26 protein-coding genes and 5 pseudogenes are annotated in these 26,555 nt (G+C 36.2%); 1 reads left to right on the plus strand and 30 read right to left on the minus strand.

Annotation, left to right across the window (positions count from 1 at the left end; genetic code table 11):
• Nucleotides 1-5: 5 nt before the first annotated feature.
• From QFZ31_RS06035 to QFZ31_RS06160, 26 genes and pseudogenes are all read right to left on the minus strand, one after another.
• Nucleotides 6-614, minus strand: coding sequence for a flavin reductase family protein (locus QFZ31_RS06035; protein WP_307301702.1), 609 nt, complete (start codon nucleotides 612-614; stop codon nucleotides 6-8).
• Between the two features lie 23 nt (nucleotides 615-637).
• Nucleotides 638-1,576 (minus strand): ring-cleaving dioxygenase, encoded by a 939-nt coding sequence (locus tag QFZ31_RS06040; protein WP_307301704.1) that lies wholly within the window; start codon nucleotides 1,574-1,576, stop codon nucleotides 638-640.
• Between the two features lie 170 nt (nucleotides 1,577-1,746).
• On the minus strand, nucleotides 1,747-2,178 hold the full coding sequence (locus tag QFZ31_RS06045) for a MarR family winged helix-turn-helix transcriptional regulator (RefSeq protein ID WP_307301706.1): 432 nt from the start codon (nucleotides 2,176-2,178) through the stop codon (nucleotides 1,747-1,749).
• A gap of 137 nt (nucleotides 2,179-2,315) precedes the next feature.
• Entirely contained in the window at nucleotides 2,316-2,639 is a 324-nt protein-coding gene (locus QFZ31_RS06050) for a 2Fe-2S iron-sulfur cluster-binding protein (protein ID WP_307301707.1), read from the minus strand.
• A gap of 116 nt (nucleotides 2,640-2,755) precedes the next feature.
• Nucleotides 2,756-3,735 (minus strand): annotated as a pseudogene (locus QFZ31_RS06055) (Gfo/Idh/MocA family protein).
• Nucleotides 3,736-3,780: 45 nt separating this feature from the next.
• Nucleotides 3,781-4,176, minus strand: a complete 396-nt coding sequence (spxA, locus tag QFZ31_RS06060) for a transcriptional regulator SpxA (RefSeq protein WP_307301708.1) — start codon at nucleotides 4,174-4,176, stop codon at nucleotides 3,781-3,783.
• A 253-nt stretch (nucleotides 4,177-4,429) separates the two neighbouring features.
• The gene (locus tag QFZ31_RS06065) at nucleotides 4,430-5,752 is read right to left on the minus strand and encodes a glycosyl hydrolase family 18 protein (protein ID WP_307301709.1); all 1,323 of its coding nucleotides are present in this window, start codon (nucleotides 5,750-5,752) and stop codon (nucleotides 4,430-4,432) included.
• A gap of 42 nt (nucleotides 5,753-5,794) precedes the next feature.
• Nucleotides 5,795-6,022, minus strand: a pseudogene (locus QFZ31_RS06070) (diadenylate cyclase); the annotation flags it as partial.
• Between the two features lie 71 nt (nucleotides 6,023-6,093).
• Nucleotides 6,094-6,225, minus strand: coding sequence for a hypothetical protein (locus QFZ31_RS06075; RefSeq protein ID WP_307301710.1), 132 nt, complete (start codon nucleotides 6,223-6,225; stop codon nucleotides 6,094-6,096).
• 33 nt (nucleotides 6,226-6,258) lie between these two features.
• Nucleotides 6,259-7,584: a glycosyl hydrolase family 18 protein gene (locus tag QFZ31_RS06080; RefSeq protein ID WP_307301712.1), complete on the minus strand. Its 1,326-nt coding sequence runs from the start codon at nucleotides 7,582-7,584 to the stop codon at nucleotides 6,259-6,261.
• Between the two features lie 302 nt (nucleotides 7,585-7,886).
• Nucleotides 7,887-8,375, minus strand: coding sequence for a hypothetical protein (locus tag QFZ31_RS06085; RefSeq protein ID WP_307301713.1), 489 nt, complete (start codon nucleotides 8,373-8,375; stop codon nucleotides 7,887-7,889).
• Nucleotides 8,376-8,380: 5 nt separating this feature from the next.
• Nucleotides 8,381-9,276 (minus strand): annotated as a pseudogene (locus QFZ31_RS06090) (FGGY-family carbohydrate kinase); the annotation flags it as partial.
• Nucleotides 9,268-10,372 (minus strand): annotated as a pseudogene (locus tag QFZ31_RS06095) (glucose-6-phosphate isomerase); the annotation flags it as partial. The pseudogenes QFZ31_RS06090 and QFZ31_RS06095, both read right to left, overlap by 9 nt.
• A gap of 100 nt (nucleotides 10,373-10,472) precedes the next feature.
• A complete protein-coding gene (fsa, locus tag QFZ31_RS06100; RefSeq protein ID WP_307301714.1) occupies nucleotides 10,473-11,135 on the minus strand; it encodes a fructose-6-phosphate aldolase in 663 nt (220 codons plus the stop codon).
• A gap of 37 nt (nucleotides 11,136-11,172) precedes the next feature.
• Complete coding sequence (gene gnd, locus QFZ31_RS06105; protein ID WP_307301715.1) at nucleotides 11,173-12,066, minus strand: phosphogluconate dehydrogenase (NAD(+)-dependent, decarboxylating); 894 nt, start codon at nucleotides 12,064-12,066, stop codon at nucleotides 11,173-11,175.
• A 45-nt stretch (nucleotides 12,067-12,111) separates the two neighbouring features.
• Entirely contained in the window at nucleotides 12,112-14,106 is a 1,995-nt protein-coding gene (tkt, locus tag QFZ31_RS06110) for a transketolase (protein ID WP_307301717.1), read from the minus strand.
• 22 nt (nucleotides 14,107-14,128) lie between these two features.
• Nucleotides 14,129-15,643 (minus strand): glucose-6-phosphate dehydrogenase, encoded by a 1,515-nt coding sequence (gene zwf / locus QFZ31_RS06115; RefSeq protein ID WP_307301718.1) that lies wholly within the window; start codon nucleotides 15,641-15,643, stop codon nucleotides 14,129-14,131.
• 121 nt (nucleotides 15,644-15,764) lie between these two features.
• Nucleotides 15,765-16,428: pseudogene (rpiA, locus tag QFZ31_RS06120) on the minus strand (ribose-5-phosphate isomerase RpiA).
• Between the two features lie 43 nt (nucleotides 16,429-16,471).
• The gene (locus tag QFZ31_RS06125) at nucleotides 16,472-16,606 is read right to left on the minus strand and encodes a BA3454 family stress response protein (RefSeq protein ID WP_307301719.1); all 135 of its coding nucleotides are present in this window, start codon (nucleotides 16,604-16,606) and stop codon (nucleotides 16,472-16,474) included.
• Nucleotides 16,607-16,805: 199 nt separating this feature from the next.
• Entirely contained in the window at nucleotides 16,806-17,012 is a 207-nt protein-coding gene (locus QFZ31_RS06130; RefSeq protein ID WP_307301720.1) for a hypothetical protein, read from the minus strand.
• A gap of 70 nt (nucleotides 17,013-17,082) precedes the next feature.
• On the minus strand, nucleotides 17,083-17,349 hold the full coding sequence (locus tag QFZ31_RS06135) for a hypothetical protein (protein WP_307301721.1): 267 nt from the start codon (nucleotides 17,347-17,349) through the stop codon (nucleotides 17,083-17,085).
• Complete coding sequence (locus tag QFZ31_RS06140; protein WP_307301722.1) at nucleotides 17,346-17,660, minus strand: nucleotide pyrophosphohydrolase; 315 nt, start codon at nucleotides 17,658-17,660, stop codon at nucleotides 17,346-17,348. Before QFZ31_RS06140 ends, QFZ31_RS06135 begins: the two co-directional genes overlap by 4 nt.
• A 380-nt stretch (nucleotides 17,661-18,040) precedes the next feature.
• Nucleotides 18,041-18,304 (minus strand): DUF6979 family protein, encoded by a 264-nt coding sequence (locus QFZ31_RS06145; RefSeq protein ID WP_307301726.1) that lies wholly within the window; start codon nucleotides 18,302-18,304, stop codon nucleotides 18,041-18,043.
• A gap of 317 nt (nucleotides 18,305-18,621) precedes the next feature.
• Nucleotides 18,622-18,915 (minus strand): hypothetical protein, encoded by a 294-nt coding sequence (locus QFZ31_RS06150; protein WP_307301728.1) that lies wholly within the window; start codon nucleotides 18,913-18,915, stop codon nucleotides 18,622-18,624.
• A 318-nt stretch (nucleotides 18,916-19,233) separates the two neighbouring features.
• Nucleotides 19,234-19,932, minus strand: coding sequence for an AAC(3) family N-acetyltransferase (locus tag QFZ31_RS06155; protein WP_307301729.1), 699 nt, complete (start codon nucleotides 19,930-19,932; stop codon nucleotides 19,234-19,236).
• A gap of 184 nt (nucleotides 19,933-20,116) precedes the next feature.
• Nucleotides 20,117-21,019, minus strand: a complete 903-nt coding sequence (locus tag QFZ31_RS06160) for a LysR family transcriptional regulator (protein ID WP_307301730.1) — start codon at nucleotides 21,017-21,019, stop codon at nucleotides 20,117-20,119.
• Nucleotides 21,020-21,152: 133 nt separating this feature from the next.
• Between QFZ31_RS06160 and QFZ31_RS06165 the strand changes: the two genes are divergently transcribed.
• The gene (locus tag QFZ31_RS06165; RefSeq protein WP_307301731.1) at nucleotides 21,153-22,217 is read left to right on the plus strand and encodes a YeiH family protein; all 1,065 of its coding nucleotides are present in this window, start codon (nucleotides 21,153-21,155) and stop codon (nucleotides 22,215-22,217) included.
• Nucleotides 22,218-22,387: 170 nt separating this feature from the next.
• Here QFZ31_RS06165 and QFZ31_RS06170 read toward each other — a convergent pair whose 3' ends face one another.
• From QFZ31_RS06170 to QFZ31_RS06185, 4 genes are all read right to left on the minus strand, one after another.
• Nucleotides 22,388-23,749 (minus strand): dipeptidase, encoded by a 1,362-nt coding sequence (locus QFZ31_RS06170; protein WP_307301733.1) that lies wholly within the window; start codon nucleotides 23,747-23,749, stop codon nucleotides 22,388-22,390.
• 368 nt (nucleotides 23,750-24,117) lie between these two features.
• Entirely contained in the window at nucleotides 24,118-24,654 is a 537-nt protein-coding gene (locus QFZ31_RS06175) for a sugar O-acetyltransferase (RefSeq protein WP_307301734.1), read from the minus strand.
• A gap of 434 nt (nucleotides 24,655-25,088) precedes the next feature.
• Nucleotides 25,089-25,436 (minus strand): hydrolase, encoded by a 348-nt coding sequence (locus QFZ31_RS06180; protein WP_307301736.1) that lies wholly within the window; start codon nucleotides 25,434-25,436, stop codon nucleotides 25,089-25,091.
• Between the two features lie 270 nt (nucleotides 25,437-25,706).
• A complete protein-coding gene (locus QFZ31_RS06185; protein ID WP_307301737.1) occupies nucleotides 25,707-26,531 on the minus strand; it encodes a hypothetical protein in 825 nt (274 codons plus the stop codon).
• Nucleotides 26,532-26,555 lie beyond the last annotated feature (24 nt).

Genomic DNA, 26,555 nt, shown 5'->3' on the forward strand with positions numbered 1-26,555 from the left:
CCGCATTATCTAGGTCTTTCGATTTCAAACATCTCGCCAATTTTGGCGTAATAATTTCCAGCCATTCGACTTACAGCAGCCAGAGCCTTGGGATCAATTCTTCCATTTTGATAAATGTCACTTTCGATATAGAATTGTATAACTTTTCCAATAATAATATCAGTCCCTGGAGTCTCCAAACCTCCCAATTCTAAGGAATGCTCTAACAAACATTCCATTCTAATTTTTGCTTCCTTCACCCCTGGAACTGAAATTTTCACACTTTTAACTGGAGTTAAATCCGCTGCCTCAATCTCACTTTCTTGTGGCGGAAGGTTTGCTGCAGTTTTATTTATCTTCTCCACATTTTGCTCGTCCACGATATGAACCACAAATTGTTTGGACTCGATGATGTTTCTCGCTGTATCCTTTTGGCTCCCCGAAGAACGTTGGATAGATAAAGAAATCATCGGGGGATTGGATGACACGATATTAAAATAACTAAATGGTGCTCCATTTAAAACATCGTTTTTTGAAATAGTTGTGACAAAAGCAATTGGTCTAGGTATGATGCTTCCTATTAGAAATTTATAATTTTCTCTTTCAGACAATGCTGCAGGATCAATTGAAAGCAAAGAAATCATTCCTTTTCATAAAATCACTCTAGTTCTCTTACTTTAATTGGTAGTAACGTTTGTTCAATCTGCCCTCTAAATTGTTCGTACTGTGCTGGAAGCTTCAACTTTTCACCCATTGTCTCTTGTGATTCATCATGTGCGAATCCTGGAGGATCAGTCGCAATTTCAAATAGTATTTCTCCATGTTCTCTGAAGTAAATGGCATTAAAGTAGTTCCTATCCTGTACAGGAGTAACACCATACCCTTTGGATGCTACGTATCTTTGCCAATCTAATTGATCTTGATCATCTATGGCCCGCCATGCAATATGGTGAACGGTTCCCACGCCCATTTGTCCACGTCCAATAGGAGTTAATTTAAGGTCGATAATATTTCCGATGTCGGCAGTGGAACGGTAACGAGCGAAGTCTCCTTCTTTACCTACTAATTCCAGTCCCATGACTTTTTCCAACAATTCACCCGTTTTATCAGGCTGGGTCGATAATAAAGTAGCACCCCCAAAACCTTTTATAGCAACATCCGGTGTTACACCTCCAAATGTCCATGAATTGACTTCTCCGTCCTCTCTTTCAACAATTTCTAAGTGCAGACCATGTGGATCATCAAATTCCAAATATTGCTCTCCAAAACGTTCCATTTTAGAGTATGATACTTTGAACTTATCAAGTCTCTTTTCCCAATAGTCCATGGCACCTTTAGGAACTACATATGAAGTAACTCCAACTTGACCGTCACCAATGATTCCTTGATTAGCTCCCGCCCATGGAAAGAAAGTAATAATTGTTCCTGGTTTCCCACCTTCATTACCGAAATAAAGGTGATAAGTACCTGGGTCATCAAAATTAACTGTTTGCTTTACTAATCTCAAACCTAATACTCCTGCGTAAAAATCTACGTTCTCTTGTGGATGTCCTACGATTGCCGTGATATGGTGAATACCCATTGTTTTTTTACTCATGTTCTACACTCCTCTTTCTTTAACATAAAATATTTAATAATTTACGTTACGGAAGGCATTAAAAACTCGTACAGAGTAGATTCCGCGAACTTATTATGCCCAATAAATTATTCTCACAATTACATTCTATTCGAGAATCTCTAATTCGAGATATTTAACAAAAAATAAATTCAAATATTTTCTGCTCTTTTTCTTACTTTTTTCAGAAGATCAACTAACATTTGCGATTCATTACTATTTAAAAATCCGAACATATCATCAATCAATTCATGATGGTTTGGCATAATTTTCTCCATCAAGTCGTTTCCATCCTTTGTTAATTCAACATGTATTACACGTCTATCTTCAGGACAGGGTATGCGATTTAATAAGCACTTTTGTTCTAATTTATCAATTACATACGTCATCGAGCTACTAGTTATTAATATACTTTTTCCAATTTGTTGAATCGTTTGTCTTCCTTTATGATAAAGCACCTCTAACACAGAAAACTCTGTTATGTTTAGATTGTTTTTAACCATTTGATCCCTTATTCGTTCCTCAATTACTTTTGAGGTGTGCATTAAAACAAGAAACGGCTGATTGGTGCACTTTATTGTCATTTAGAGATCACCTCCTAGAATCAAATATCTTGGATTCGAGTATTATGAATATGAGATAATAATATTATATCCGATAAAGAAAATCAATAGCTTTTTATAAATTTCTTCTCACCATCTAAACATATAAAAACAAAACTTTATTCATCTGGTCTCGGGCCTGATTCCATACCGGAATTTTCCAATGTCATTATTGGGATAATTTCTAAATCCCCCTTTACAAGAACCTGGCATGATAGACGTAAATTGTCATCAAAAATCCCCTTCTTAACAAAAGCATTTCTTTCAGTAGGCGATATTTCAGAAAAGTCACCACCTAATATTTCCACTCTACAAGTTGTACATTTGGCTTTCCCTCCGCATTGGTGGAGGATATTTACACCGTTATCTATTAATCCGAGTACTAACTTTCTCCCTTTTTCAACTTCTATAGTTCCATATCCAAGAACTGTAATTTTGGGCATACCATAACACCTCAGTGACTAATACAATTTGTTATTACTATTGTCTTCAAAATAAAATGGATATTTACAATTTCAAGGGAAAATTTCCGATATTGAAGAAAAGGCAGCAGTTTCAATTAATAATCTGCATCAAATACAATTCCAGCATCCTTTCTGGCATTAACAAGCATTCTCATAACTGAAATGCTATGTTCAAGTAGCTCATAGCAGCAATTAAAATCGTTAGATTTGTAAATTTCGTTAAAAGCTAATAGTTCATAAAATAGATTATTAGTAGTTGCTTGACTGTTTAAAACAATTTCTGTTTCATCAGTATGCAAAATTACTTTTCTACAGCCATTCGCACCTTGATCAACATGTAAATATCCTTTTTCTCCTTGTATTAGGACAAAGTTCATACTGTGTGAATCTTTGCTTCCTACACATTCAGCGATAAAATCAGGATATTTCATAACAAGAATACCCGATGTATCAATGCCATTAGGATGTTTATTAGCCATGTAGTTTATTTTTTCAGGTGTTCCGAAAAACTCATGACAAAATGTAAGTTATATATATTAATGTCAACAAGAGCCCCACCTGAAAATTTTGGATTGAAAACATTGGGTGTTTGACCAGATAACAATGAATTGTATCTACTAGAAAACTGACTATAGTTACACTGAATGAATTTAAGTGGTCCTAATTTCCCAATATTTTGTTTAATTAAATGAAAGTTCGGCAGGTGAATAGTTGTTATCGCTTCGAACAACATTAAATTTTTCTGTTCTGCTAAATTAATTAAACTTTCAATTTCCGCAATTGTAGATGTAATCGGCTTTTCTATAATGACATGCTTTCCAAACTCAAGTGCACGATAGGCTTGCTCAAAATGTAAACTATTGGGAGAAGCGACATAAACAAAATTTACAGCAGGGTCAGAGTACATGGAATCTAAATCCGTATAAACCTTATCAATGCTGTATTTTTAAGCTAATAGCTTAGCTGATTCTTCTTTTCGGGAATATAAGGCAACACATTGGGTTTCCTCTATCTCCCTTAGCGCTGAAAGAAAGAGATCCACAATAGGACCAGTTCCAATTGTTCCAATCTTCATACTTTCACTCCATTTTCTGAAAATTGAATAAAACAATCGATATAATTAATTGATTATTCGATGTGCTTCTTGAAGATTAAAAGTTCGGAATTTTCGAGGAAGGAATCTCCGAATCTCTTCTTCGTTGTATCCCACTTGTAATCTTTTTTCGTCAAGGATTAACGGTCTTTTTAATAGACCTGGATTATCTTTAATTATCATGTACAATTCTTGAATAGATAGTGAGTCCATGTTGACACTAAACTTTTGAAACGCCTTTGATTTTAGCGAGATGATCTCATCTGTTCCATCTTCTGTCATTCTAAGAATATCTTTTATTTCCTCAATCGTAAGTGGGTCGGTTAATATATTTCTTTCAATATAAGCAATTTCGTGCTCATCCAGCCAAGCTTTTGCTTTACGGCAGGATGAACAACTAGGCGATGTATATAGGTTTACCACCTAATAAACCTCCATTTCTTAATAAATAATTTATAAAACCGGATTTTTATAAACACCTCAAATTAATATATCTCATATTCGAGATAATTTAACATATACCATACTACATGTCAATAGGAAAGTAACATACCATACCAAATATAAACATTTGGTGACATACACTTAATTACTTTAACCCCCCTGATAAAAATTATCAAAAGGGGGGATAGATGTATTCCCTGTTTTTGATTACATGAAACAGGTTCCGTGTTTTTTAGCGGACCTTAAATTCCTCTAATAACATTTCTTCCGTTTGAGGCATAGTAAGACCTAAATGCCAGCACCCCATTCCGGCTAACCCATATTGCCGAACAAGTCGAAACTTAACTAGTAAACTTCGTGGGTCTTCAAACCATACTTCATGTAAATTTCCCTTATTATCAACATAACGGAACCACGGTGCTGCAGCCCTTTCATCATAATGTACTACACTTTGATAACCTGTATATAAATCAATCGCATGTTGAGTAGAATAAGCTTTTCCTGAACGTTTCTCACCTTTAATCGTCCAATCATAAGCATACTGCGGAATTCCAAGCATTAACTTCTTTCTATCTACAACAGATACCGCATAGTCAAGTGTTGCTTTTACCCTATCGATCGGTGCAATCGGACCGGAAGGCCCACCTGGCCAATGCCAATCATAAGTCATTAAAAATAACCTATCTAGGTATTTTCCTAGTGTTTGATAATCATACGCAACCGAATGACTTGGCACTCTGTCTCCTTCCTTTGGAGGAACAGCCATCATAAGTTCCATTCCAGCTGGATGCAACCTTTCAGCTAACTCTTTAATGAATTGGTTCAGGTTTTCTCTATCTTGAGATTTGACCTGTTCAAAGTCGATTACCACACCTTTATAATCATGGCTATCCAAAAGGGAATATATGTTGTTGATAAATTTTTGTCGCAACCAAGGAGTACTTATTAATTTATGGGTTAAATCAGGATCAAAACCCTTTTCACTTAAATTGGTTAAGGTCGCATGAGGTGGTAGATTTTCTTTCCAAGCTATCTTATGCGCCTCATTTTCAGGTGTTTCGATTATATTTCCTTGGAGATCAGAAGTATATTCAAAAACGAATATACTTGTCAGAGTACTTTTATAATTTTTTAACATCCATTTATTGGTGTTTTTATCTTTTGGAACGAAGTAGGTTCCAGTAAAAATATTCATCCTGGGTGGACGTGGAATATTCAATTTCTGTCCAGGTCGAATTACTCGACTTTTTAAATTATTATGCTGCATTAATGTTTCTTCGCTAAGTGCATGGCGATTAGCTATCTCCCATATACTTTCTCCTGGTTGCACTAGATAAGTTGAACCTGGTATTAACATCGCTTGACCCAAGACAAGTTGAGTGTTTTTAGCTAAACCATTTAGTTTTGCTAGTTCGTCTTTGTTCATTTGGTACTGTCTAGAAATTTTGGTTAGACTATCCCCATACTTCACTTCATGAATTACTTGTGCATGAGCTAAATGAGCGGGTAAAAAGAAGAAGGGAATAATAAAAAAAATCAAAAGCTTTTTAAGCATTAAAATCCTCCTAGTAATTATGATTTTTCATCCTCAAAACTGTTATTGATTTTTTAAAACAATTGGTTTTGTTGTATTTATGGGGTATAATCTTCCATTAATGGCAAATGATATTCTCCCAGTTTCTTCTGAAACAACTAGGGCAAGTGCATCACTTTGTTCTGATATTCCCAGTGCTGCTCGGTGTCTGGTTCCAAGTTTTTTTTCTTCTTTTATATTTGTTGTTAATGGTAAAACATTTCCAGCAGAAACCACTTGGTTTCCTCTAATACGATAAATAACAGTTTAATAATAGGAGGCAGCCATAAATTCAATTTCGACAAGTTTTTCTTAAACATCCTCTAAACTTCCCAATACACAATAGTTTTCATTTCTAGTACATTTAAATTAGATTGGAGTAATTGAATTAGGAATTGAATCCCATCTTCTAACTGCTGCTTTAAAGGCGAAAAGTTACAATCGTTGTTATTCAATGAGAAGCCCCCTTATACGGGTTAACTCTGAAACTATTGGACAAAAAACTCACTCAGTAGAATCTCTTCCGTTTGTGGCATCGAGGTACCTAAGTGCCAACAGCCCATCCCTCCTAATCCATATTCCTTAACAAGCCGGAACTTTGCGAGAAGACTCCTAGGGTCTTCAAACCATACTTCATGTAATTTTCCATTTTCATCTTTATACCTAAACCAAGGGGACGCGGCCTTTTCATCATAGAAAACTTGACTTTCATGATTAATATACCTATTAATTGCAACCTGTGTAGAGTAAGAAACTCCTTTACGATTTTCACCTGTGATTGTCCAATCATAGGCATACTGAGGAATGCCTAACATCAGCTTAGACCTTGGTACCACCGTAACTGCGTACTTTAAAACAGGGCGAATTTCATTAATAGGTGCAATGGGACCCGAAGGACCCCCTGGCCAATGCCAGTTATAGGTCATTAAAAATAATTTATCAGCATACTTTCCAAGTGTTTGATAATCATAACCACTATAATATTGGGGTACTTTATCCCCTGTCATTGGAGGTAGCGCAATTAAAACATGCATCTTAAATTGATGAAGTTTTGCAGCCAATTGTTGTATAAACTGATTTAGATTTTCTCTATCTTGCGGTCTAACCATCTCAAAATCTATTACAACCCCCTGATAATCCTGGCTATCTAATAACGAATAGATATTACTAATAAATACTTTTCTTAATCCAGGCTCACTTATTACCTTATGGACAAGATCAGGATCGAACCCTTTGTTGCTGACGTTTGTTATTGTGGCATAAGGGTACAAATCACTTTTCCATGCAATTTTATGAGCCTCATTCTCGTTGACTTTTATTAACTGTCCTTTTTCGTTTGGCCGATAGTCAAATATAAATAGCCCTGTAAGTGTTCGTTTGTACTTGTCAATCATCCAGGTATTTGTCTCTTTAGCTTTTGGGATATAGTAAGTTCCTGTCCATACATTCTTTTTAGAAGAACGTGGAATGGATAATTCTTGACCAGGGATAATACGTGATGTTTTTAGATTGTTATAATTCATCAAAAACTTTGTACTAATGGCATGACGGTTTGCGATTATAAATAAACTTTCACCCGGTTGAACTATGTAAGAAGAACCAGGGATTAAAAGGGCTTGTCCCAATACAAGTTGATGGCCTTTATTCAACCCATTTAGGTTTGCAATTGTGTCTATTTTAGTATTATATTGGACGGCAATTTTATTCAAGGTATCTCCCGATTTGGTTTCATGAATGACTTGAGCAAATACTGCTTTGGAAAAAGTAAAAGTAAAGGCCAAAAATATCAAAAACATTGAAATTCTTTTGAACATAATTCCCTTCTCTCCTTTTCACCCCTGTATAAATAGTATTTGTTATTGTTTCTTTATTATGAAAAGGTAAATTAAACCAAATCTATTTCATCTTATATTACCGATAAACCAAAGTGAGGTTTCTTAAAATGAACTTATTAGAATCTAAAGTTTTCCAAAAGTGTTTGAAAAAGAGATATTTATTGATCAATGTTCCCAAATGGAATTTAGCAATATTAATTATCAGAAAATAACTCTTTTTACTAAGCAGCAGATACAAAAAAGGGAAAAGCACATGATAGTCTCAGGCTTTTCCCCATTATTCAAGCTTTCATTTCGATTTGAAATTTAACATTTTCAATATTGACATTTAACAATTTTTTTAATTGTACCTGTTTTGCATCGACTTCATTGTCTTCCTTTTCACAAACTACATTTTCATGTTGAAGAGTATTAACCATGGTCGAAACCATGTCTTTAAATATAGATGATTGAGTTAATACATAAGTAATTAATTCTGTAACTGCTTGTTTTTCCTTTTCGTTCTTTGTTGCAAAGATACTATGTTTATCCGGTTCAAAAACAATTAAAGTTTGCATATTATCTTTAAAGCTAATACCAAAATACCTTTTTTCAGTTCCATAATACTCATTTTCCCTTATACGAAGAAACTCTAACCCGACCATAAACTCATAATAGGGTAAGCCCTTTTCAAGAAATTGAAATGCCTTTAGTTCAATGCTTGAGCTTTGATCAATAAATATTTCTTTTTCTGACTTTGTTAGGATAACCTTGGATTCCAACAAGTTCACTTTAATTACCTCACTCCATTAGAAATTGCATCGTAATCACTTTCTAGTGCTCGAGAAATAGATATAAAAATGGGAATTAATTCTGAATAAACTTTTACGTTTTCCTCATTAGGCTTATGGTAGTGGGTAGACCCAACCCATTCTGATGCTACCGAAAAATCATCAATCTTACCTAAAGCTTTCATACCTAAGATTATGCACCTAAACAGGAGCTTTCAAAGCTTTCAGGAACAACCACTTCTTGATTGAAAATATCTGCCATCATTTGACGCCACAATTCAGATCTGGCGAATCCACCTGTGGCCATAATTTTATTTGGTACGCCAATCAGTTCCTGAAGTGCTAACATGACTGTATTTAGATTAAAAATTACACCCTCTAATACAGCGCGAACCATATGTTCCTTTTTGTGATGCAGACCAATACCAAAGTAAGAACCTCTTGCATTTGCATTCCAAAGCGGAGCTCTTTCACCGGCTAAATACGGATGAAAGAGAAGCCCGTCTGAACCAGGTGAAACACGAGAAGCAATCTCTGTTAATAATTCGTATGGATCAATTCCCAGTCTCTTTGATGTTTCAACTTCTGCAGAAGCTAGCTCATCTCTTACCCACCTAAATACCATGCCGCCATTATTCACAGGACCGCCAACTACCCAATGGTTTTCTGTGAGAGCATAACAAAAAATTCTACCTTTTGGATCAGTAATTGGTTTATCAGTAACTGCCCGAATAGCCCCACTTGTTCCGATTGTTATTGCTACAACCCCAGGCTTGATTGCATTTACTCCTAGATTAGAAAGAACACCATCACTTGCACCAATAACAAATGGGGTTTCGGAGTGAAGCCCAAGTTCATTCGCAATTTCTTGTTTTAAACCAGTTAAATGAAAATATCCTGGTTTTCCAAGTAAAGCGAACATGTTTTTCTTGTACGCTTCTACACCAGGCTGATCAAATGGATTTACCCCCATCAACAAGCCGCTGATTCCACAAGCTTTTTCGAAGAAATAAACCATCTCACCAAAGGACGGTTTCGATTAGGTCCCGTCGTCCTTCTTGGACATATTGTCCCATCGAATGAAGATCAGTAGTGAAGTCGACAGAAGCTGGATAGAGACCTTTTTGGTCTTTACCCTCACTTTCGCCAAATAACTGTTTCCACCATTCTGATACATAATGAAGGGAAGGCTCAAAGTTTACCAATAGTTCAATCGATTTTCCTTTTCGATAAAGAGCATTTCTGACGGCAGCATATTGATAACTTTGATTTTCTGCCAAGTTCGGATTATTATATTTATCCGCAGCCGCCGCTGCCCCAGCCATCATTTTATCAATATCTAATCCTGCAGTAGCAATCGGCAATAACCCTACTGCTGTCAATACAGAGTATCTTCCCCCGACATCATCCGGAATTACAAATGTTTCATATCCTTCCTCATCGGCAAGTGTTTTTAAAGCACCTTTAGCACGATCTGTTGTAGCATAAATGCGTTTTCTTGCTTCTTCTTTTCCGTATTTTTTTTCCATAAAATCGCGGAAAATACGGAATGCAATGGCTGGTTCAGTTGTTGTTCCTGATTTTGAAATCACATTCACTGAGATATCCTTGTTCTTCAGCACATCAAATAAGTGTGAGATATAAGTAGCACTGATATTTTGTCCAGCAAATTAAATTTCTGTTTTGTTATCCATTTGGTTATGAAACGTATGAGAAAGAGCTTCAATGGCAGCCCTTGCACCAAGATAAGAGCCTCCGATTCCAATTACGATTAAAGCATCGGAAGTATTGCGAATTCTTTCAGCAGCCTCTTTGATTCTTGCAAATTCCTCTTTATCGTAGGCATGTGGTAAATCAACCCACCCAAGATAATCAGAACCTGGCTCCTTTTTCTCATGCAGCATAACATGTGCTGCTTTCACAAAAGTACTTAAATAGTCCACTTCATGCTGCTGCATGAAAGATAATGCATTAGAATAATCAAAAGAAATAGACATCATATGTTCTCCTGTTCTGTTGTTTTTGATAGTTGCTGTAATGTAAGGGCGCTAAGTCCATTCTTTTCAGATAATAACTCCCTTATGCTTTTTAAAATATTTAAACAGTCGTTTTCCAATCAGCAGCAAATTTCTCTAATCCTTGGTCGGTTAACGGATGTTTTGATAATTGCTCAATAACCTTGAAAGGAATCGTTGCAATATGTGCTCCTGCTATCGCAACACGGGTAACATGATCAGGATGACGAACAGATGCTGCAATAATTTGAGTATCTAGGTTTTGAACATGGAACATCTCAGCAATTTTTGCGACTAGTTCTACACCATCTTCATTAATATCATCTAAACGGCCTAAGAACGGAGATACATAGGTAGCTCCTGCACGTGCTGCCAATAACGCTTGGTTTACACTAAAAATAAGCGTAACATTTGTTTTAACACCTTTTTTTGTTAAATAACGGCAAGCCTCTAGTCCATCCAATGTCATTGGAAGTTTAATGGTAATGTTCTTATCTCCGCCATTAATTTTAATGAGCTCATTTGCTTCTGCAATCATTTGGTCAGCTGTTAAAGCATTAGGTGTGACTTCCGCAGAAACTGACTCAACCTCTGGAACAGCATTTAAGATTTCTGCAATGCGATCTTCAAATTTAACGCCTTCTTTTGCTACTAATGAAGGATTGGTTGTAACACCTGAAAGAACGCCAATTTTATAAGCTTTTTTAATCTCATCTAAGTTTGCAGTATCGATAAAAAATTTCATTTTTAATTTCCTCCATTTTGTTAAAGATTTGGTTAATTTATTTCTTTACGACAGCATGTCCACCAAATTCGTTTCTTAGTGCCGCTACAACTTTACCTGTAAAGGTATCATTTTCAAGCGAACGGTAACGCATGAGTAAAGACATTGCAATGACTGGAGTAGCAGTTTGTAAATCTAAAGCAGTTTCCACCGTCCACTTTCCCTCACCTGAGGAGTGCATGATCCCTTTAATTTCATCTAATTTAGCGTCTTTTGAAAACGCATTTTCAGTTAATTCCATTAACCATGAACGAATAACAGAACCATTATTCCAAACTCTTGCTACCTTTTCATAATCAAAATGAAATTCGCTTTTTTCAAGCACTTCAAAGCCTTCACCTATAGCTGCCATCATGGCATACTCTATACCATTATGAACCATTTTCAAGAAGTGTCCGCTGCCAGCTTTGCCCGCATATAAGAAACCATTTTCTACTGCTGTATCTTTAAAAATTGGCTGAACAATCTCCCAGGCATCTGGATCTCCGCCAATCATATAACAAGCTCCATTACGGGCACCTTCCATACCACCCGAGGTACCTGCATCCATAAATCTTACTCCAATTTCTTTTAACTCGTTATACCGTTGTATTGATTCTTTATAATGAGAATTACCCGCCTCGATAACAATATCACCTTTGTTTAGATGTGGCATAATCTCCCCAATGACTAAATCAACAACAGCATGTGGAACCATAATCCAAATAATCCTTGGTGTTTCTAAGGACTCTACAAGTTCCTTATAGCTAGATACACCAACCGCTCCAAATTTCTTTATTTCTTCCACAGCATTCGGGTTAACATCAAATGCTACTACTTCGTGGTTTTGATCTATTAAATTTTGTCCTAAATTGAAGCCCATTTTCCCTAAACCTACTAATCCAACCTTCATTGTGTCATCCTCCAAAATTGGTATTTTAAAGTGTATTTTTCCATCTTAAGAATTTAAAAGACTTCTTGTAATTTGAACTATATTCTCAGTGGTAAATCCGAATTGTTTCATAACTAAAGCGCCATCTCCTGACGCACCGAATGATTCAATGGATAATACTTTTCCTTCAAATCCTACAAAGCGTTCCCATCCCATTGAGATTCCCATTTCAATTGCAACTCGTTTTGAAATGGAGGTAGGCAGCACCGATTCTTTATATTCATGTGTTTGCTGGCTAAATAATTCCCAACTTGGCATAGCCACGACACGGACAGAACGATTTTTCTTTTCGAGTTCTGCTTTTGCATTTACGGCTAATGAAACCTCCGATCCGGTGGCAATCAAAATAACCTCTGGTGTGGAATTTGTTTCAGTAAGTACATAAGCTCCCTTAGAAACATTATCCAAATTTGCTTTTGTTTCGTTATATACAGGCAGGTTTTGGCGGCTTAAGATTAATGCTACTGGCCCATCTGTTTGCTGAAGTGCGTATGCCCATGCACTTGCTGTCTCATTTGCATCAGTCGGCCTAATTACGGTTAATCCAGGGATGGACCGAAGTGCAGCTAAGTGTTCTACTGGCTCATGCGTAGGACCATCTTCACCTACGGCGATGGAATCATGTGTAAAGACATAGGTGACTGGAAGTTTCGATAGAGCCGCCAGACGGATAGAAGGTCTGAGATAATCATTAAATACAAAGAATGTACTTACAAAAGGCTTCACACCGCCATGGTACGCCATCCCGTTGGCTGCTGCTCCCATTGCATGTTCGCGAACTCCAAAATAAATATTACGTGCACTGTATGATTCAACTGCATATATTTGTTCGCCTTTAATTTCAGTCATAGTTGAGTGGGAAAGGTCAGCACTGCCGCCGAATATTGCTGGAACTGACTTAACATAATGATTAATAGCTTCTCCACTTGCAACACGCGTTGAAACTGCTTTTCCTGTATCAAAGGTCAATATATCTCTTGTGTCAATAAGGACTTTTCCATCTATAGCATTTGTTAATTGATCAGCTAACTCTGGATAAGTGCTCTGATATGATTCATATAAGTTCAACCAGCTTTGTTCAGCGTCGATTCCTTTATGCTTTAGTTGCGTAAAGTGGGCTGTTACTTCCTCTGGAACGTAGAAATCATCTTCAAAAAGCCAGTTATAGGCTTTTTTTGTCGCTTTTCCTTCCTCCAATCCCAGTGGTGCACCATGTGCTTTATTTGTTCCTGCTAATGTCGGGCTTCCATATCCAATAGTCGTCCGGATTTCAATAATGCTTGGCTGGTCGGAATTTTGTTTTGCTGATTCGATAGCACTTGATATGGCTTCTATGTCGTTTCCATCATCTACTCTTATATAATGCCAATGAGCAGATTCAGCCCTTTTTTCTATGTTTTCAGAAAAGGAAACGTTCAATTCCCCATCAAGTGAGATATCATTTGAATCATACATAACAATCAACTTGCCCAATTTCATATGTCCGGCCATTGACATCGCCTCATAAGAGATTCCTTCCATCAGGTCTCCGTCACCAACTAAAGCATAAGTATAGTGATCAATAACTGGGTGCCCCTTTTTATTAAACTTTGCAGCTAAATGTGATTCTGCCATGGCCATACCAACTGCATTTGCTATCCCTTGTCCTAATGGACCAGTGGTTGCTTCTACACCAGGAGTATGGCCAAATTCTGGATGCCCTGGCGTTCTGCTGTTCAATCTTCTAAAATTTTTTAAATCATCTATCGTGACATCATAACCAGTTAAATGAAGTAGGCTATATAATAAACTGGATCCATGACCAGCAGATAAAACGTAGCGGTCACGATTGAACCATCTTGGATTTTCAGGATTGTGATTCAGATGGTTAGCCCACAGGGCATATGCCATTGGTGCTGCACCCATCGGCAGACCAGGATGCCCTGAATTTGCGGCATTTATGGCATCAATCGATAATGTTCTAATGGTCGTTACTGCTAAGTCCTTAATGTTTTGTGTCATTTTAATATTCCTCCTATACCTGTTATTTTTTAAGCGCCACTTCTTTTTTTTCTTGATTTTGATCCAGCCACCATTTAAACCCATTTTCTAATAAGAGGGTATTTGCGGCATTTGGACCATATGAACCTGATGAATATTCGTGTAATAGCAGTAGATTTCCCTCGAATGCCTCAAGAATTGGTTGTACCCATTCCCACGACAGTTCGACTTCTTTCCAATGAGCAAAGAATGTGGAATCTCCAATTAACGCATCATAAATTAATCTTTCATAAGCCTCAGGGACTCCTGAGCCATTACCTACTGAATCCTCACAAGAAAAATTAATTCTAACAGGTTCAATATTTCCATTATTCATCGGGTTTTTGCTATTTAACTGTAGTGAGACATTTTCTCCTGGACTTATTTCGATAATTAATAAATTGGGCTCTACCTTTTGGTTTTCATTTTTATATTCAACTTCTATGGTATTTTTAAATTCGATAACGATACGAGTAGATTTTTCCCTCATTCTTTTTCCTGTACGAATATAGAAGGGAACACCAGTCCAAAAAGGATTATCAATCCAAATTCGAGTTGCAATAAATGTATCAGTATTGGAATTAGGTTCAACTCCAGGTTCATCCTTATATCCTGGAACTTTCTGTCCGTTAATCTCTCCTGAAATATACTGGCCACGAACGATTTGGGTTTGTACATCTTCTTTTTTAACTGGCCGCAGGGCTTCCATCACCTTCCTTTTTTCATTCCGGATTTCAGATGCACTTATTTTTTTAGGCAGATTCATCGCCGTCATCATTAGCATTTGCAGCATATGGTTTTGAACCATGTCGCGTATTGCTCCTGCTTGATCGTAATATCCTGCTCTTGTCTCAACCCCGACCGTTTCACTCGCGGTAATTTGAACATTAGCGATATGTTCCCTATTCCAAATTGACTGTAAGACCGGGTTCGCAAATTCTAGTGCCTCTAAATTTTGAACCATTGGTTTACCCAAGTAATGGTCAATTCGAAATATCTCTTCCTCGTCAAATGCAGAACTTAGTTTTTCATTTAGTTCACGGGCAGATTGGAGATCATGCCCAAATGGTTTTTCTATCATTAAACGTTTCCAACCATTGGTGGTTCCCAATCCACTACTCCTTATATTCAATGCAATAATGTCAAAAAATTCTGGGGCAACAGAAAGATAAAACATTCGGTTATCCTTTATGCGTAGTTCCTCTTCTCTTTGCTTAACCAACTGTAGTAATCTTTGATAATCTTCTGTATGGTTAACATTCAAAGTACTATAACGAAATGCATTAAGAAAATCTCCCATACCGGCAGCGTCATGTTCTAAACGGCGTGAAAACGCTAGTATAGACTCTTTTACTTTTTCTTGAAATTCAATATGAGTTAAGTTACCTCTTCCAAGTCCAATAATAGATATTGGTTGAGGTAATTTTTGATCTAAATACAAATTATAAAGGGCGGGGAAGATTTTCCGTTTAGCTAAATCCCCTGTTGCCCCAAATAAGACAAAGGTCATAGAATCCAATTTAAGTCCTCCTATTAGTTGATAACAATTATTACGTTAAATAATATCAACTCAGTTTGTTGAAGCTGACCAGTATTACTAAAAGCATTACCACATACATTTTTCCTGTTATAATACGACCCTAGCCCCGCTCATTTATGGTAATTTTCTTATCTCTATCCAATGAAATGACAATGTCTGCCATTCCAATAATAAATCCATTTTCAACAACACCAGGTATCATATTAATTTTTTTCTAAATCTTCAGGAAAATTTATTTCTGAGAAACTGCAGTCAAATATATAGTTCCCATTATCAGTTAATATGGCATCCCATTTTTTTGCCGTAATTTGGGATAGCCTCCAAACTCACGTAGATGTTTCATCGTCATTTCAAATCCGTAAGGCACAACCTCTATTGGTAGTGGAAAGGACCCTAATTTATTCACTAATTTTTGTGAGTCCGCTACTACTATTTTTAGCTGCTTTTGCAATTAATTTCTCTCTTAAAAGGGCTCCGCCTCCTCTTTTAATAAGGTCTAAATCATGATTTAGTTCATCTGCACCATCTATGGCCAAATCAATATGATCAATTTCATTAAACGAAACAAGCGGGATTCCTACTTCTTTTGCTAATTTTTCTGTTTGTTTGGACGTTGGGATTCCTTTAATAGAAAGTCCTTGTTGAACTAATTGTCCTAGCTTTGAAATGGTGTGGATAATGGTTGTACCCGTTCCTAATCCAATCACCATTCCTTCTTTCACAAAATCAACAGCTTTTTCTCCAACTTCTTTTTTTTCATTCAAGGCTTTTCGCCCCTTTCCATTAAAGATTAGGAGACTTACTTTTTTAATTTACCCATTGTTTCTTTATTTGCTCGTGTGCAATCTGAAAAATCTGTTGTTGAGGTGTGCCCTTGTTTACAATTACATTCGTTAAATAATTTTTGCCTTTATAATTTAGTTTCACAGTTACTTCTATCATAAAATTTTCCCTCCTATTAATTATCGTTAACCTTAATTAACCAAGAAACTTTAAGTAACTTTAGTTACTTTATGTAACCATAATAATTTTTTATCGAATTATCGTCAAGAGAAGTATCTCGAATTCAAGATTTTTTATTTAAAAATAAAGTAGGGGGTTAAATCTGAGTTGATTTATCCCCCTACTTAGGAAGCAGCACCTATTTATAAATTTTCACCATTGCTTTGTAATCACTTTTTTTACCAGTAATATAGTTATGTAAATAAGCACAAAGAATGGAGTTGACTAGATGAAGACTCACTGTATAGTGACTCATTGAAATTTTGTAAATATCGTTTATAGGATGATGCTTGGTAGGAAGGATGAACCGTTTCCCGTTCTCTGCCACCCAAATATGTCTGGACAATTCCATCTCCTTCTGAAACTCTAACTTTTTGCCATTGTTTCAATTCTATGATGACAGCATTTTCCTTGCCTTATTCATCCTGTCCAGCGACTAGGAAATCAATCCTTTTTTCAGAAGAAGGCAGCTTGTATTCTAACAATACATGTGTATCCTCTTTTATATCTGCATCCCTAATCACCTTTGCCATTTGTGGAAGAGAGTTTTCCCAAGATTTTAATTCACTGCCGGAAATCACCTTATTCATTTTCGTGAGGATATTTTTCTTAAGAACATATCCAATTTTATTTTCATAAACATGGTTCAAAAAGTTTGAAGAGGTTTCATTGTAGGTGATCATTTTCTTGTTACCTCATTTTCGTTCACCGGATATTTCACAGCATTTTTCTTTAGTTTATTGAAGACTTCCTCTTCTAGATTAATTTCCATTTTATCCGCAAGCTGCACAAGATAGATTAATATATCAGCCATTTCTTCCTTTATATTTTGTATTGAATCTTGGATGGCTTCTTCACTCGTCCTCCATCGGAAGTTTTCAAGTAACTCACTTGCTTCTAAAGAAATGGAAATGGCCAAATCTTTTTCTTTGTGAAATTCTATCCAGCCTCGCTCATCCCGAAAGGCTACTACTTTTGATATTAGATCTTTCATTATGCTCTCTCCTATATGGAAACAAAATAACGCTAGTACTATTTTACCTAATTTTAACACTTGTGTTCAATATATCCATTAACAACACAGTACGGACATCACATCGTATTTGTATGAATATTTGAAACATTAATCTTCCATATCCCAACTTCTATAGGCATACTCACACCTCTATATTATTTAATTAATTCAAGAGAAAAAACTATTATTTTACACACGTAATGTTGTAGTATAATATTACCATAATCTTCTAGAAGAAAGGTGAGCAATCTTGTCAAGAACAAAATCTTTAACACACGATGCCATAATGAAAGCTTTAGATTGGTCTTATGATATAGCGAGTCCCAAAGTTGATTCACATCATGGACCAATGATGGATCTCACTTAATTAGTGCTACTACCCTAATCCCATATTCTTTGTTTTTTGTAGACTTCAGATGATAATTACCTGGAGATACTCCTTTTATGTATCCCTCTTCACAAAACCCTAAAAATGTACTTCTTGGGCAACCTTTTAATTGACTAGATGTCCCATTCCCGAAGATTTCAGTCGTTGCTTTATTCCATACATCCCTTGGTTTTAACAAAGGATTAGTGCTTAATAGTGAGACTGCTTCGATAGCAGCTTGTCCATATTTCCCCATTGAAACTTCCACCTTTTCCATCTATTTAATTAACATTCTTTTTCGTGCTTTATAGGCTATTAAATTACTTGACTTAACTAAACGATATATCTTGCTTAGATTCATCTGTTAGGTTAAAATCTTTTCCCATTATAGTAAGTATTATTTCATAGGCTTCGTACTGACCTTTTAAGTACCTTTTTATATGAATGGTCCCCTTCTCTATTAATCTTTTCATTTGTATGCTGATGAAAAATTTTTATTAAATGATATAAATTTTCTATTTTATCTTTTTTATAGGTTTGTGCCATAGATATTTCTCCTTCCGTCTGCACTATTTAATAAAAATGTGTTCTTTTAGCTTCATCTATTAAATTTAATGCAAAAGATAGGTTATCCCCAACATAGCAATACGTTACTCCCCCAGCATGAAGAGATTTACGTTCGTGATCAGTAAGTTTCCAAACTCTGCTTTTAAATTCATCCATGTATGAATGTCCATCCAAATTTACATAATTAAATTCCAGATATATCCTAGAATTATTATCAAATGCTATTTTGCCAATACGGGCATTACGTCTCTTGCCGTTTGGGAAGTAAGAGAATCCATCTTTAATTTCTACTTCACTCAAATACTTGTACTACCTATAAGTATCGAAAGACAAACTTTACACCCAAGACTTTTTAACTATTAGTTTTCATTCGACATCGTTTGATTTAATCCTTCAAAAGTTTTCCATTAATTTGGAATTTTGCTATGCTGGAAAAAATCATCTCTTTTATTTGTAGGCTATTAACTCTAAGGTTTCCTTATATTACACTTTTAAATGGACTTCCTTAATAAAAAAACTACTCTTCAGTCCCAATTTCAAGGTACACGAAAAGTAGTTTAAATTTTATTATTTTTCATCTAAGGATTTCTGGAAAGAATTCAGGTTGTCCCCTATAAATCAAGAAAATAAATCCGGTTTTTCTTTTAGTAAACGATTTAGCGATTCAGTCATTTTTACAGTGTCACATACTCTTACTGTTGCATCGCCAAACTGTCCTTTGTACATAACTTGATTTTTCAGAAAAATATCTTCAACTCGTTCGTATTTTTCAGAGGTATGACCCATATGTCTTCTTTGCGGTATGGAAATTGCCGTTTTATCCGGTAATATGGTGTAAAGCATTTGGTGCTCATCGGTCAATCGACCTGGTATATCAAGCCATTCCTCGACTCCATGAATATATGTACATCTTCGTAAATCGACTCCGATTAACAAGATGGTTGCTTTCTGATCGAGTAATTTCCCCCAACTCGATTCGCGTGCACAAGGTGTGTCGAATTGTTCATTTCCTGCAATAAATTCATGTGCATTTTTCCCCAGGGCAGCTACCGAATGGGTTGGATGCCATGAGCGAACAACACCCGGACGTTTTCGAAACAGTTCCGTTAATAATCCAACACAAGATGGTGAGTCATTGATATAAAATCCAGGATTCTCCGCCTTAATATACGACCATGTATGTGTAGGAAATACCAAAAGACCATTTTTCATATATTCTGAAAGTGCGTCAAGGACAGTATCCGCCCCACCCTCTACTTGTCCAATACTTTTCATTGATGAATGAACAAGTAATGTTCCATTTTCGTCGATTCCCAATTCTTTAAGGTGCTTTAATAAATTCTGTTTTCTTATACATCACATTCAACCTTTCTCGTGAGTCTCTACATTAACAAATTCGAAAAATATTGCGGAAGAGAACTGGTTTGTGCCTAGCACTTTTATTTGCCTCCTATAGCTGAGATAGGAAGCAATGAAGCAGAAAAACCATCCCCATGTATATCTAAAATCTGTTCTTTCTCGGGTCGCTCAAGTATGTTAATAGTATTTCTATAAATGTCTGTAATGCCTTTGTTTGATAGGTGGCAGGGGTTAGGATGGAGAAATTGCGTTTAAAAGGGAGTCCATTTACGTGAATGATGCCAATGTAACCGTTTGTCAGCTCCTTCTTAATTGCCCAACTTGATAACAAACTAATGCCTAGACCTGCTTCAACCGATTCCTTGATAACTTGGGTGCTGCCGAATTCCATGACGTTTTTCGGGGTGAAATCATATCTCCGAAACAGATTTTCAGCAGCTTCCCTTGTACCAGAGCCCTCTTCCCTCAGAATCCATGTTTCTTCTTCCAAATCAGATATTCTTATTTCCCTCTTTACACTCAGAAGAGGATGAAGAGGTGAGGCCACAATAACCATTTTATCCTTAGAAACCACTTTGGAATTAAGTGTAGCTTTTTCATAAAATCCTTCAATGATGCCAATGTCTAACTGATGTTTTTTTACTAGGTCAATGATCTCCTTTGTATTTTGAATCCTGATTGACGGATGAATTAGGGGATATTGCTCCTTCATTTTGGCAATAATATGCGGCAGGATATACTCGCCAAACGTGTAGCTAGCCCCAATCGCAATGGTCCCGCCTGCCTTATTTGTCAGGTCATCGACCAATGTCTGCATTTTGGTATAAAGTGTAATAATTTCCTTTGCATGGTGAAAAACAATCTCCCCCGCCTTATTTAGGCGGACATACTTATTATTCCTTTCCAGGAGCCTTGAGCCAATTGATTGTTCTAACAGTCTGATATACTGGCTAACCGCAGGCTGGGTCATATGCAGCTCCTCTGCTGCTTTTGAAAAATTCTCCTTCTCCACCACTTTAATAAATACTTCTAAATGTTGGTCCATCATCTGCCCCCTTATTCAAAATAAATCAATGTATATAATTTTACTTATCATTCCTATTATATATAATTATTTTCCTTATAGACTAATTGAAAGTATTATTAAATTATAGAATGAATAAATTTAGGTGATTAGAATGGAAAGTCAAAGTACTAGAGTTTTACCTTTGAGCAAACAGGACCAACAACTGCAAAAAAAATTTGAACCAAAACCTTCTGCTCATTTATTGTTGCTAGGGGGAATAGCTTTTACCAGTGTAATTGCAGTGTTCGGTTTTGCCCTAGCGAAAGTCTCTGGATTTGATCGTGTAGGACCGCTTGCCTGTGCAATCGTGATTGCGGTTATTTACCGGCAATTTTTCGGTTATCCGGAAAAGATTCGCGCAGGAATTCAATTTTCCGCCAAACACTTTTTACGATTTGCGATTATTTTATACGGGTTAAAGTTAAACATTGATGTGGTGCTTCATCAAGGGATAGGGTTGATTGCACGTGATATCGGTGTCATTGCTTTTGCGATATTGTTTACAATATGGCTAGGAAAATTACTGAAAGCGGAATCCTACCTTGTACTCATGCTTGGTGTTGGTACCGGTGTTTGCGGGGCTGCAGCGATTGCAGCAGTTTCTCCGATTATCAAGGCAAGAGATGAAGATACAGTCATCGGTATAGGAATTATTGCACTGGTGGGGACGATTTTTTCGATAACCTACACAATCCTAAGACCATTTCTACCGTTATCGGCGATTGAATATGGAATCTGGAGCGGAATCAGCCTTCATGAAATCGCCCATGTTGCCTTAGCAGGGGCACCCGCAGGTCCGGATGGCCTGGCCATTGCCCTGCTGGCCAAATTAGGTCGTGTACTCCTACTTGTTCCATTGTGTTTTATTCTAATGTATTGGGTGAAAAAACGTAGTTCAGGAAAGACAGCAGACACTACAATTGAATTCCCTTGGTTTCTCATCGGCTTTATCTTGATGAGTTTGTTCGGAAGCTATATCCTTGGCAAATCCATCCCTGTTTCAAAAGTGGCCATGGATGGGATTTCAACAGCTACCACATTTATCTTAACTTCCGCCATGGTCGGTCTCGGTTTAAATGTCAGCCTTCGCGATCTCCGGACCAAAGCAGGACGGCCGCTGATAGCTATCATGATTACATCAGTCATCCTTTCCATTGTTTCATATTTTATTGCGTAAAGAGTGAAAAAGTGAAAGTGCAATGTGCCTCTTAATTTAAGTTACTATGGATGAAGAATTTCCCGCTCAACAAGTTGAATATCATATATATGTTAATGACAACATTTTTACTTAGCGCTCTCACAGCAAAAAGAGGGATTCTATGCGATCCCTCTCCATTACCTAGCTATTCAGATCAGTTCTAAAAAGGAACAAATCGTTAAAATTCCTTTATCAAAGTTTTCTAAGTTAAAATGTTCATTCGGAGCATGGAGATTTTCATCTGGCAACCCGAATCCCATTAAGACAACAGGAGAATTTAGAGTATGGTTGAAATCCGATACAATCGGAATGGAACCCCCTTCTCTTTTATAAACAGGTGCTTTTCCATATACCTTTTCATACGCTTCCGCCGCTTTTTGAATCATTGGATCATCGATTGGCGTTAAGAATGGATTACCTGTATCCTGAAGGGTCACTTTTACTGTGCATCCTTTTGGTGCTTTTTCTTCTAAATGCTTTTTGATTAAGCCCTGGATTTTTTCCGGATTTTGATTATTGACGAGACGGCAGGTGATTTTGGCATGTGCCTCGTTCGGAATGACGGTTTTTGTACCTTCCCCTTGAAAACCACCCCATATGCCGTTTAATTCTAATGTTGGCCGCGAGTTGATTTTCTCAGGATATGGATAATTATTTTCCCCTCCTGTTAGTTCCGTTAAGCCCAACTGTTTTTTTAGTTTTTCTTCATCAAAGCCCAGTGCTTTAATTTGTTCCTTCTCAAATTCTGACAATTCTAAAACATCATCATAGAACTGCTCCACATTTACCTTTCCGTTTTCATCATGAAGAGTAGATAGCAGCTGCACTAATAAATGGTTAGCGTTCTGAACTCCCCCGCCGAACATGCCTGAATGCAAATCCGTATTCGCCGTTTTAAGGGAAACCTCGAGAGCAGCCAAACCTCTTAAAGAATATGTAATCGCAGGAACTCCTCGATCCCACATATCTGAATCGGAAATAATCACCACATCACAAGTTAGTTTTTCTTTATTTTCAGATAAAAACTGCGGAAGATTGGGACTACCGATTTCTTCTTCACCTTCGATGCAAAATTTAAGGTTAACCGGTAATTTATTTTCTAATTTTAGTAGTGCTTCTACAGCTTTAATATGTAAGAATGTCTGCCCTTTGTCGTCTGTTGCCCCTCTGGCGTAGATCTTTTCATCTCGGATGTCTGGTTCAAACGGTGGGGTTTCCCATAAGTGAATCGGGTCAACGGGCTGTACGTCATAATGACCGTAAACTAATACAGTCGGCGCATTTTCCTGATGTAGCCAATCTGCATAAATAATCGGATGACCTTTTGTTTGTACGATCTCCACGTGTTCCATTCCAATGCTTTCTAACTTATTGGCGATCCAGGATGCTGCTTTTTGGATGTCCTCTTTATGCTCAGACAAGGAACTTATGCTTGGAATACGAAGCAATTCTTTTAATTCTTCAACATTTTGCTGATGCTGCTTGGATACAAATTCGGATAATTGATTCATGTTCTCACCTATTCTTTTTTAGTTTCAATTCTATTTTACACAAAAGTAAGGAAAAAAATAGGAAACTAGCTCAAAAAAGGGTAAGCCGTTCTCTTTTGAGGAACCCGCAGCTAAAAAACACATATAAAAGCATCCAAAATAGCAGAGTAATTCGAATATGAATTCGCTCTGCTATTTTATTAGTTTAAAGGCATTTTTGTAGATTTTATTCCAAAATTAGCACTATAAATCGCAAGTTAAATAACAACGAGCTTATTATAAATGCTATTTGTTATGTGATTGGTATTACTAATGCGATAAAAAAAAAAAAACGACAGGTAAGTTTTCTGTCGTTGTAACATTACTTATTCCGCATAAGACTCAGTTAGTTATATATTTTTCAGTATTTTTGCTGGGTTTCCAGCCACTATTGTATTAGCAGGAACATCTTTTGTAACAACAGAACCAGCAGCAACAATTGAATTATCGCCAATAGTGACTCCAGGGAGGATAACACAACTTCCAGCAATCCATACGTCGTTTCCAAGTGTAATTGGTATCCCATATCCACTCTTGTTCCTATCTTTAGGTTCGATTGAATGACCAGCAGTATAAATCCCTACATTAGGACCTATCATACAGTTATGACCAATCTTAACTTCTGCCATATCTAAAATTGTGCAATTATATCCAGCATAGAAATTATCACCAACGTGAATATTGTAGCCTAAATCACAATGGAAATTGTGTTCGATGCTAGGATTAAATCCAACACCTCCAAATAGTTCCTTTATAATTTCCTCTTTCTTTGTGGAATCTTCAATTTCACAATTGTTATATTCCTGAACAAGTTTATGAGCACGGAAATTTTTCTTTCTAAGTTCCTCAGTACCCCGTTCATAATGGATTTTCTTATTATCATTCATTTCTTTTTTTCTCCGTAAATAATTTTAATACTGCATAGATTTGTAGAAATACCCTGGTATGAGCATCTTTGTGATTTTACCATATTTTTACTCAGAAAAATGCTAAAAGCAGTGCGATTTGAACTGCTAAACGCACTGCTTTTATACTTGTTTTTATTTATATTATTTCCTTTGCTGGTACTCCAAAAGAGAACTGCTTAAAAAAAGGGAGAGAGTTTATTTGAACGAATTAAAAGTACCTGACACTACAAGATAGTATCAAGGAAATTAAGATCGTTTTACTGGACCAAGCCTTTTTCCCGTAATTATTTAGTCTTTAATATTCAAAAAAAATGCAGCCAGTTTCCTAAGGGATGGGACTGTACGCGTTCACTGCTTTTTGTAAATACATCACCATTAGCCGTTTAATATTTTACCGCTAGGTTTTAGTAAGATTAAAAGCTTTTGTGCTGAGTATTTACACTATCTTCGTTTAGAATTCCCATTTTTCTAATATGTGCACGGGTTTTCTCATCACCTAAATAAAAGAGCATCGTATAGATCAATTGTATTCGTTGGTCATATTCCCTATTTTGAGGCTGATGATGATATTCAAGATATGGAATGTGTGATCGGAAATAACTTTCCCAATCCGTTTCATCATTGTGTTCAAAAAGTCGTTCAAGGGCATTTACTTGAGATTCTGTCGCTTCAATTTTAAAATTCCACTCTCCCTCGTGAGGTCCTCTGAAAATTTCATTAGATTGAATATTGATATAGTAACTTTGTTTTTGTCCATCCATTTAATCATCTCCTATCTCAATGGATGTTTACCACAACTTTCACCGTTTAAAACATTTTCATACCTTTCCGTTTATTCCCTGTTTCGAAAATCCAAGGCTTGTAAAAGAATAATCCCTTAAACTTCCAAAAAATCTTAACCTGTGCATTAATTGACCAACTTAGTGGATCTGTAAATAAATCTTCTTAATGAAATGAGTTCATTACAGATGGAAAAAGGCAGCGGATACTCCACTGCCTTTTCACGATTGCCCCTGTTCGTAATCAATCTTTTATGTATTCTTTTTAAGCCAACTGATAGCAAAAAAGTAACCAATAATCGGTGACATTCCATATCCTATGATTGGTAAAGGGAAATTACCAAATAAAGTTACAATCATCGCCATAAAGAAATAAACTCCTAAGGTTAAAGAAATGATATTTTTTCTACCGTAGTAAAAGAATGGACTTAATAATAATAGTAAAGACAAAATACCTAAAACGAACCAGACAATTCCAAGGTCTGTAACTAAAAAGATTATATCTTCTACATAAGGAACTGGTGCTAAATCATCGAGAAAAACCCACGACATGATGACAAAGGCAACAGTAAGAATAATACTAAAAAACTTCATCATCCCATTACTAATCTTTTTCCACAACATAATAGTAGTTGCACATGCAAATGCAGTTAATTGACCTGCATCAGGATGAAATAGCAATATAATTAAAGTAACAAAGTAAAATCCTAATACATAGATGTTGTTTAATGCTAATTTCCATAACTGAATAATTAATAGTGGCAAAATAATACTTGCTATATAAACATTTATTGGTCCAAACGTTAACCAGCGATGGACTCCATCTGAACCATTAAACAAGAATGGAAAAACTAATAAGGCTATTATTACGACGTTTTGAAGAAGATTGCCTTTACTTAATCTTTTTTCCTTATTACGAATTAAATAAATAGCACCCAAAACAGTCCCCAATAACCAGATTATTATGTTTTGAAGCCAAATGCTTGACGCCACACCATTTGAAACCATTGCAAAAGTTCCTATTAAGATAGCAGGAAGCATAACCAAATAAGATAAGGTATTTTTTAAAAAATTCATGTAAAACTCTCCTTTTATTCATCC

The organism is Neobacillus niacini (assembly GCF_030817595.1).
Lineage (GTDB): Bacteria > Bacillota > Bacilli > Bacillales > Cytobacillaceae > Neobacillus > Neobacillus niacini_G.

Bases quoted from the DNA above. Each gene is read 5' to 3' on its own strand.
- QFZ31_RS06160 (WP_307301730.1), bottom strand. From the start codon at position 21,019: ATGGACCAACATTTAGAAGTATTTATTAAAGTGGTGGAGAAGGAGAAT.
- QFZ31_RS06050 (WP_307301707.1), bottom strand. From the start codon at position 2,639: ATGCCCAAAATTACAGTTCTTGGATATGGAACTATAGAAGTTGAAAAA.
- QFZ31_RS06045 (WP_307301706.1), bottom strand. From the start codon at position 2,178: ATGACAATAAAGTGCACCAATCAGCCGTTTCTTGTTTTAATGCACACC.
- QFZ31_RS06125 (WP_307301719.1), bottom strand. From the start codon at position 16,606: ATGATAGAAGTAACTGTGAAACTAAATTATAAAGGCAAAAATTATTTA.
- QFZ31_RS06135 (WP_307301721.1), bottom strand. From the start codon at position 17,349: ATGATCACCTACAATGAAACCTCTTCAAACTTTTTGAACCATGTTTAT.
- QFZ31_RS06140 (WP_307301722.1), bottom strand. From the start codon at position 17,660: ATGAAAGATCTAATATCAAAAGTAGTAGCCTTTCGGGATGAGCGAGGC.
- QFZ31_RS06175 (WP_307301734.1), bottom strand. From the start codon at position 24,654: ATGAATGATAATAAGAAAATCCATTATGAACGGGGTACTGAGGAACTT.
- QFZ31_RS06080 (WP_307301712.1), bottom strand. From the start codon at position 7,584: ATGTTCAAAAGAATTTCAATGTTTTTGATATTTTTGGCCTTTACTTTT.
- QFZ31_RS06170 (WP_307301733.1), bottom strand. From the start codon at position 23,749: ATGAATCAATTATCCGAATTTGTATCCAAGCAGCATCAGCAAAATGTT.
- gnd (WP_307301715.1), bottom strand. From the start codon at position 12,066: ATGAAGGTTGGATTAGTAGGTTTAGGGAAAATGGGCTTCAATTTAGGA.
- QFZ31_RS06180 (WP_307301736.1), bottom strand. From the start codon at position 25,436: ATGGATGGACAAAAACAAAGTTACTATATCAATATTCAATCTAATGAA.
- fsa (WP_307301714.1), bottom strand. From the start codon at position 11,135: ATGAAATTTTTTATCGATACTGCAAACTTAGATGAGATTAAAAAAGCT.
- QFZ31_RS06040 (WP_307301704.1), bottom strand. From the start codon at position 1,576: ATGAGTAAAAAAACAATGGGTATTCACCATATCACGGCAATCGTAGGA.
- QFZ31_RS06185 (WP_307301737.1), bottom strand. From the start codon at position 26,531: ATGAATTTTTTAAAAAATACCTTATCTTATTTGGTTATGCTTCCTGCT.
- tkt (WP_307301717.1), bottom strand. From the start codon at position 14,106: ATGACACAAAACATTAAGGACTTAGCAGTAACGACCATTAGAACATTA.
- QFZ31_RS06145 (WP_307301726.1), bottom strand. From the start codon at position 18,304: ATGGGGAAATATGGACAAGCTGCTATCGAAGCAGTCTCACTATTAAGC.
- QFZ31_RS06065 (WP_307301709.1), bottom strand. From the start codon at position 5,752: ATGCTTAAAAAGCTTTTGATTTTTTTTATTATTCCCTTCTTCTTTTTA.
- QFZ31_RS06165 (WP_307301731.1), top strand. From the start codon at position 21,153: ATGGAAAGTCAAAGTACTAGAGTTTTACCTTTGAGCAAACAGGACCAA.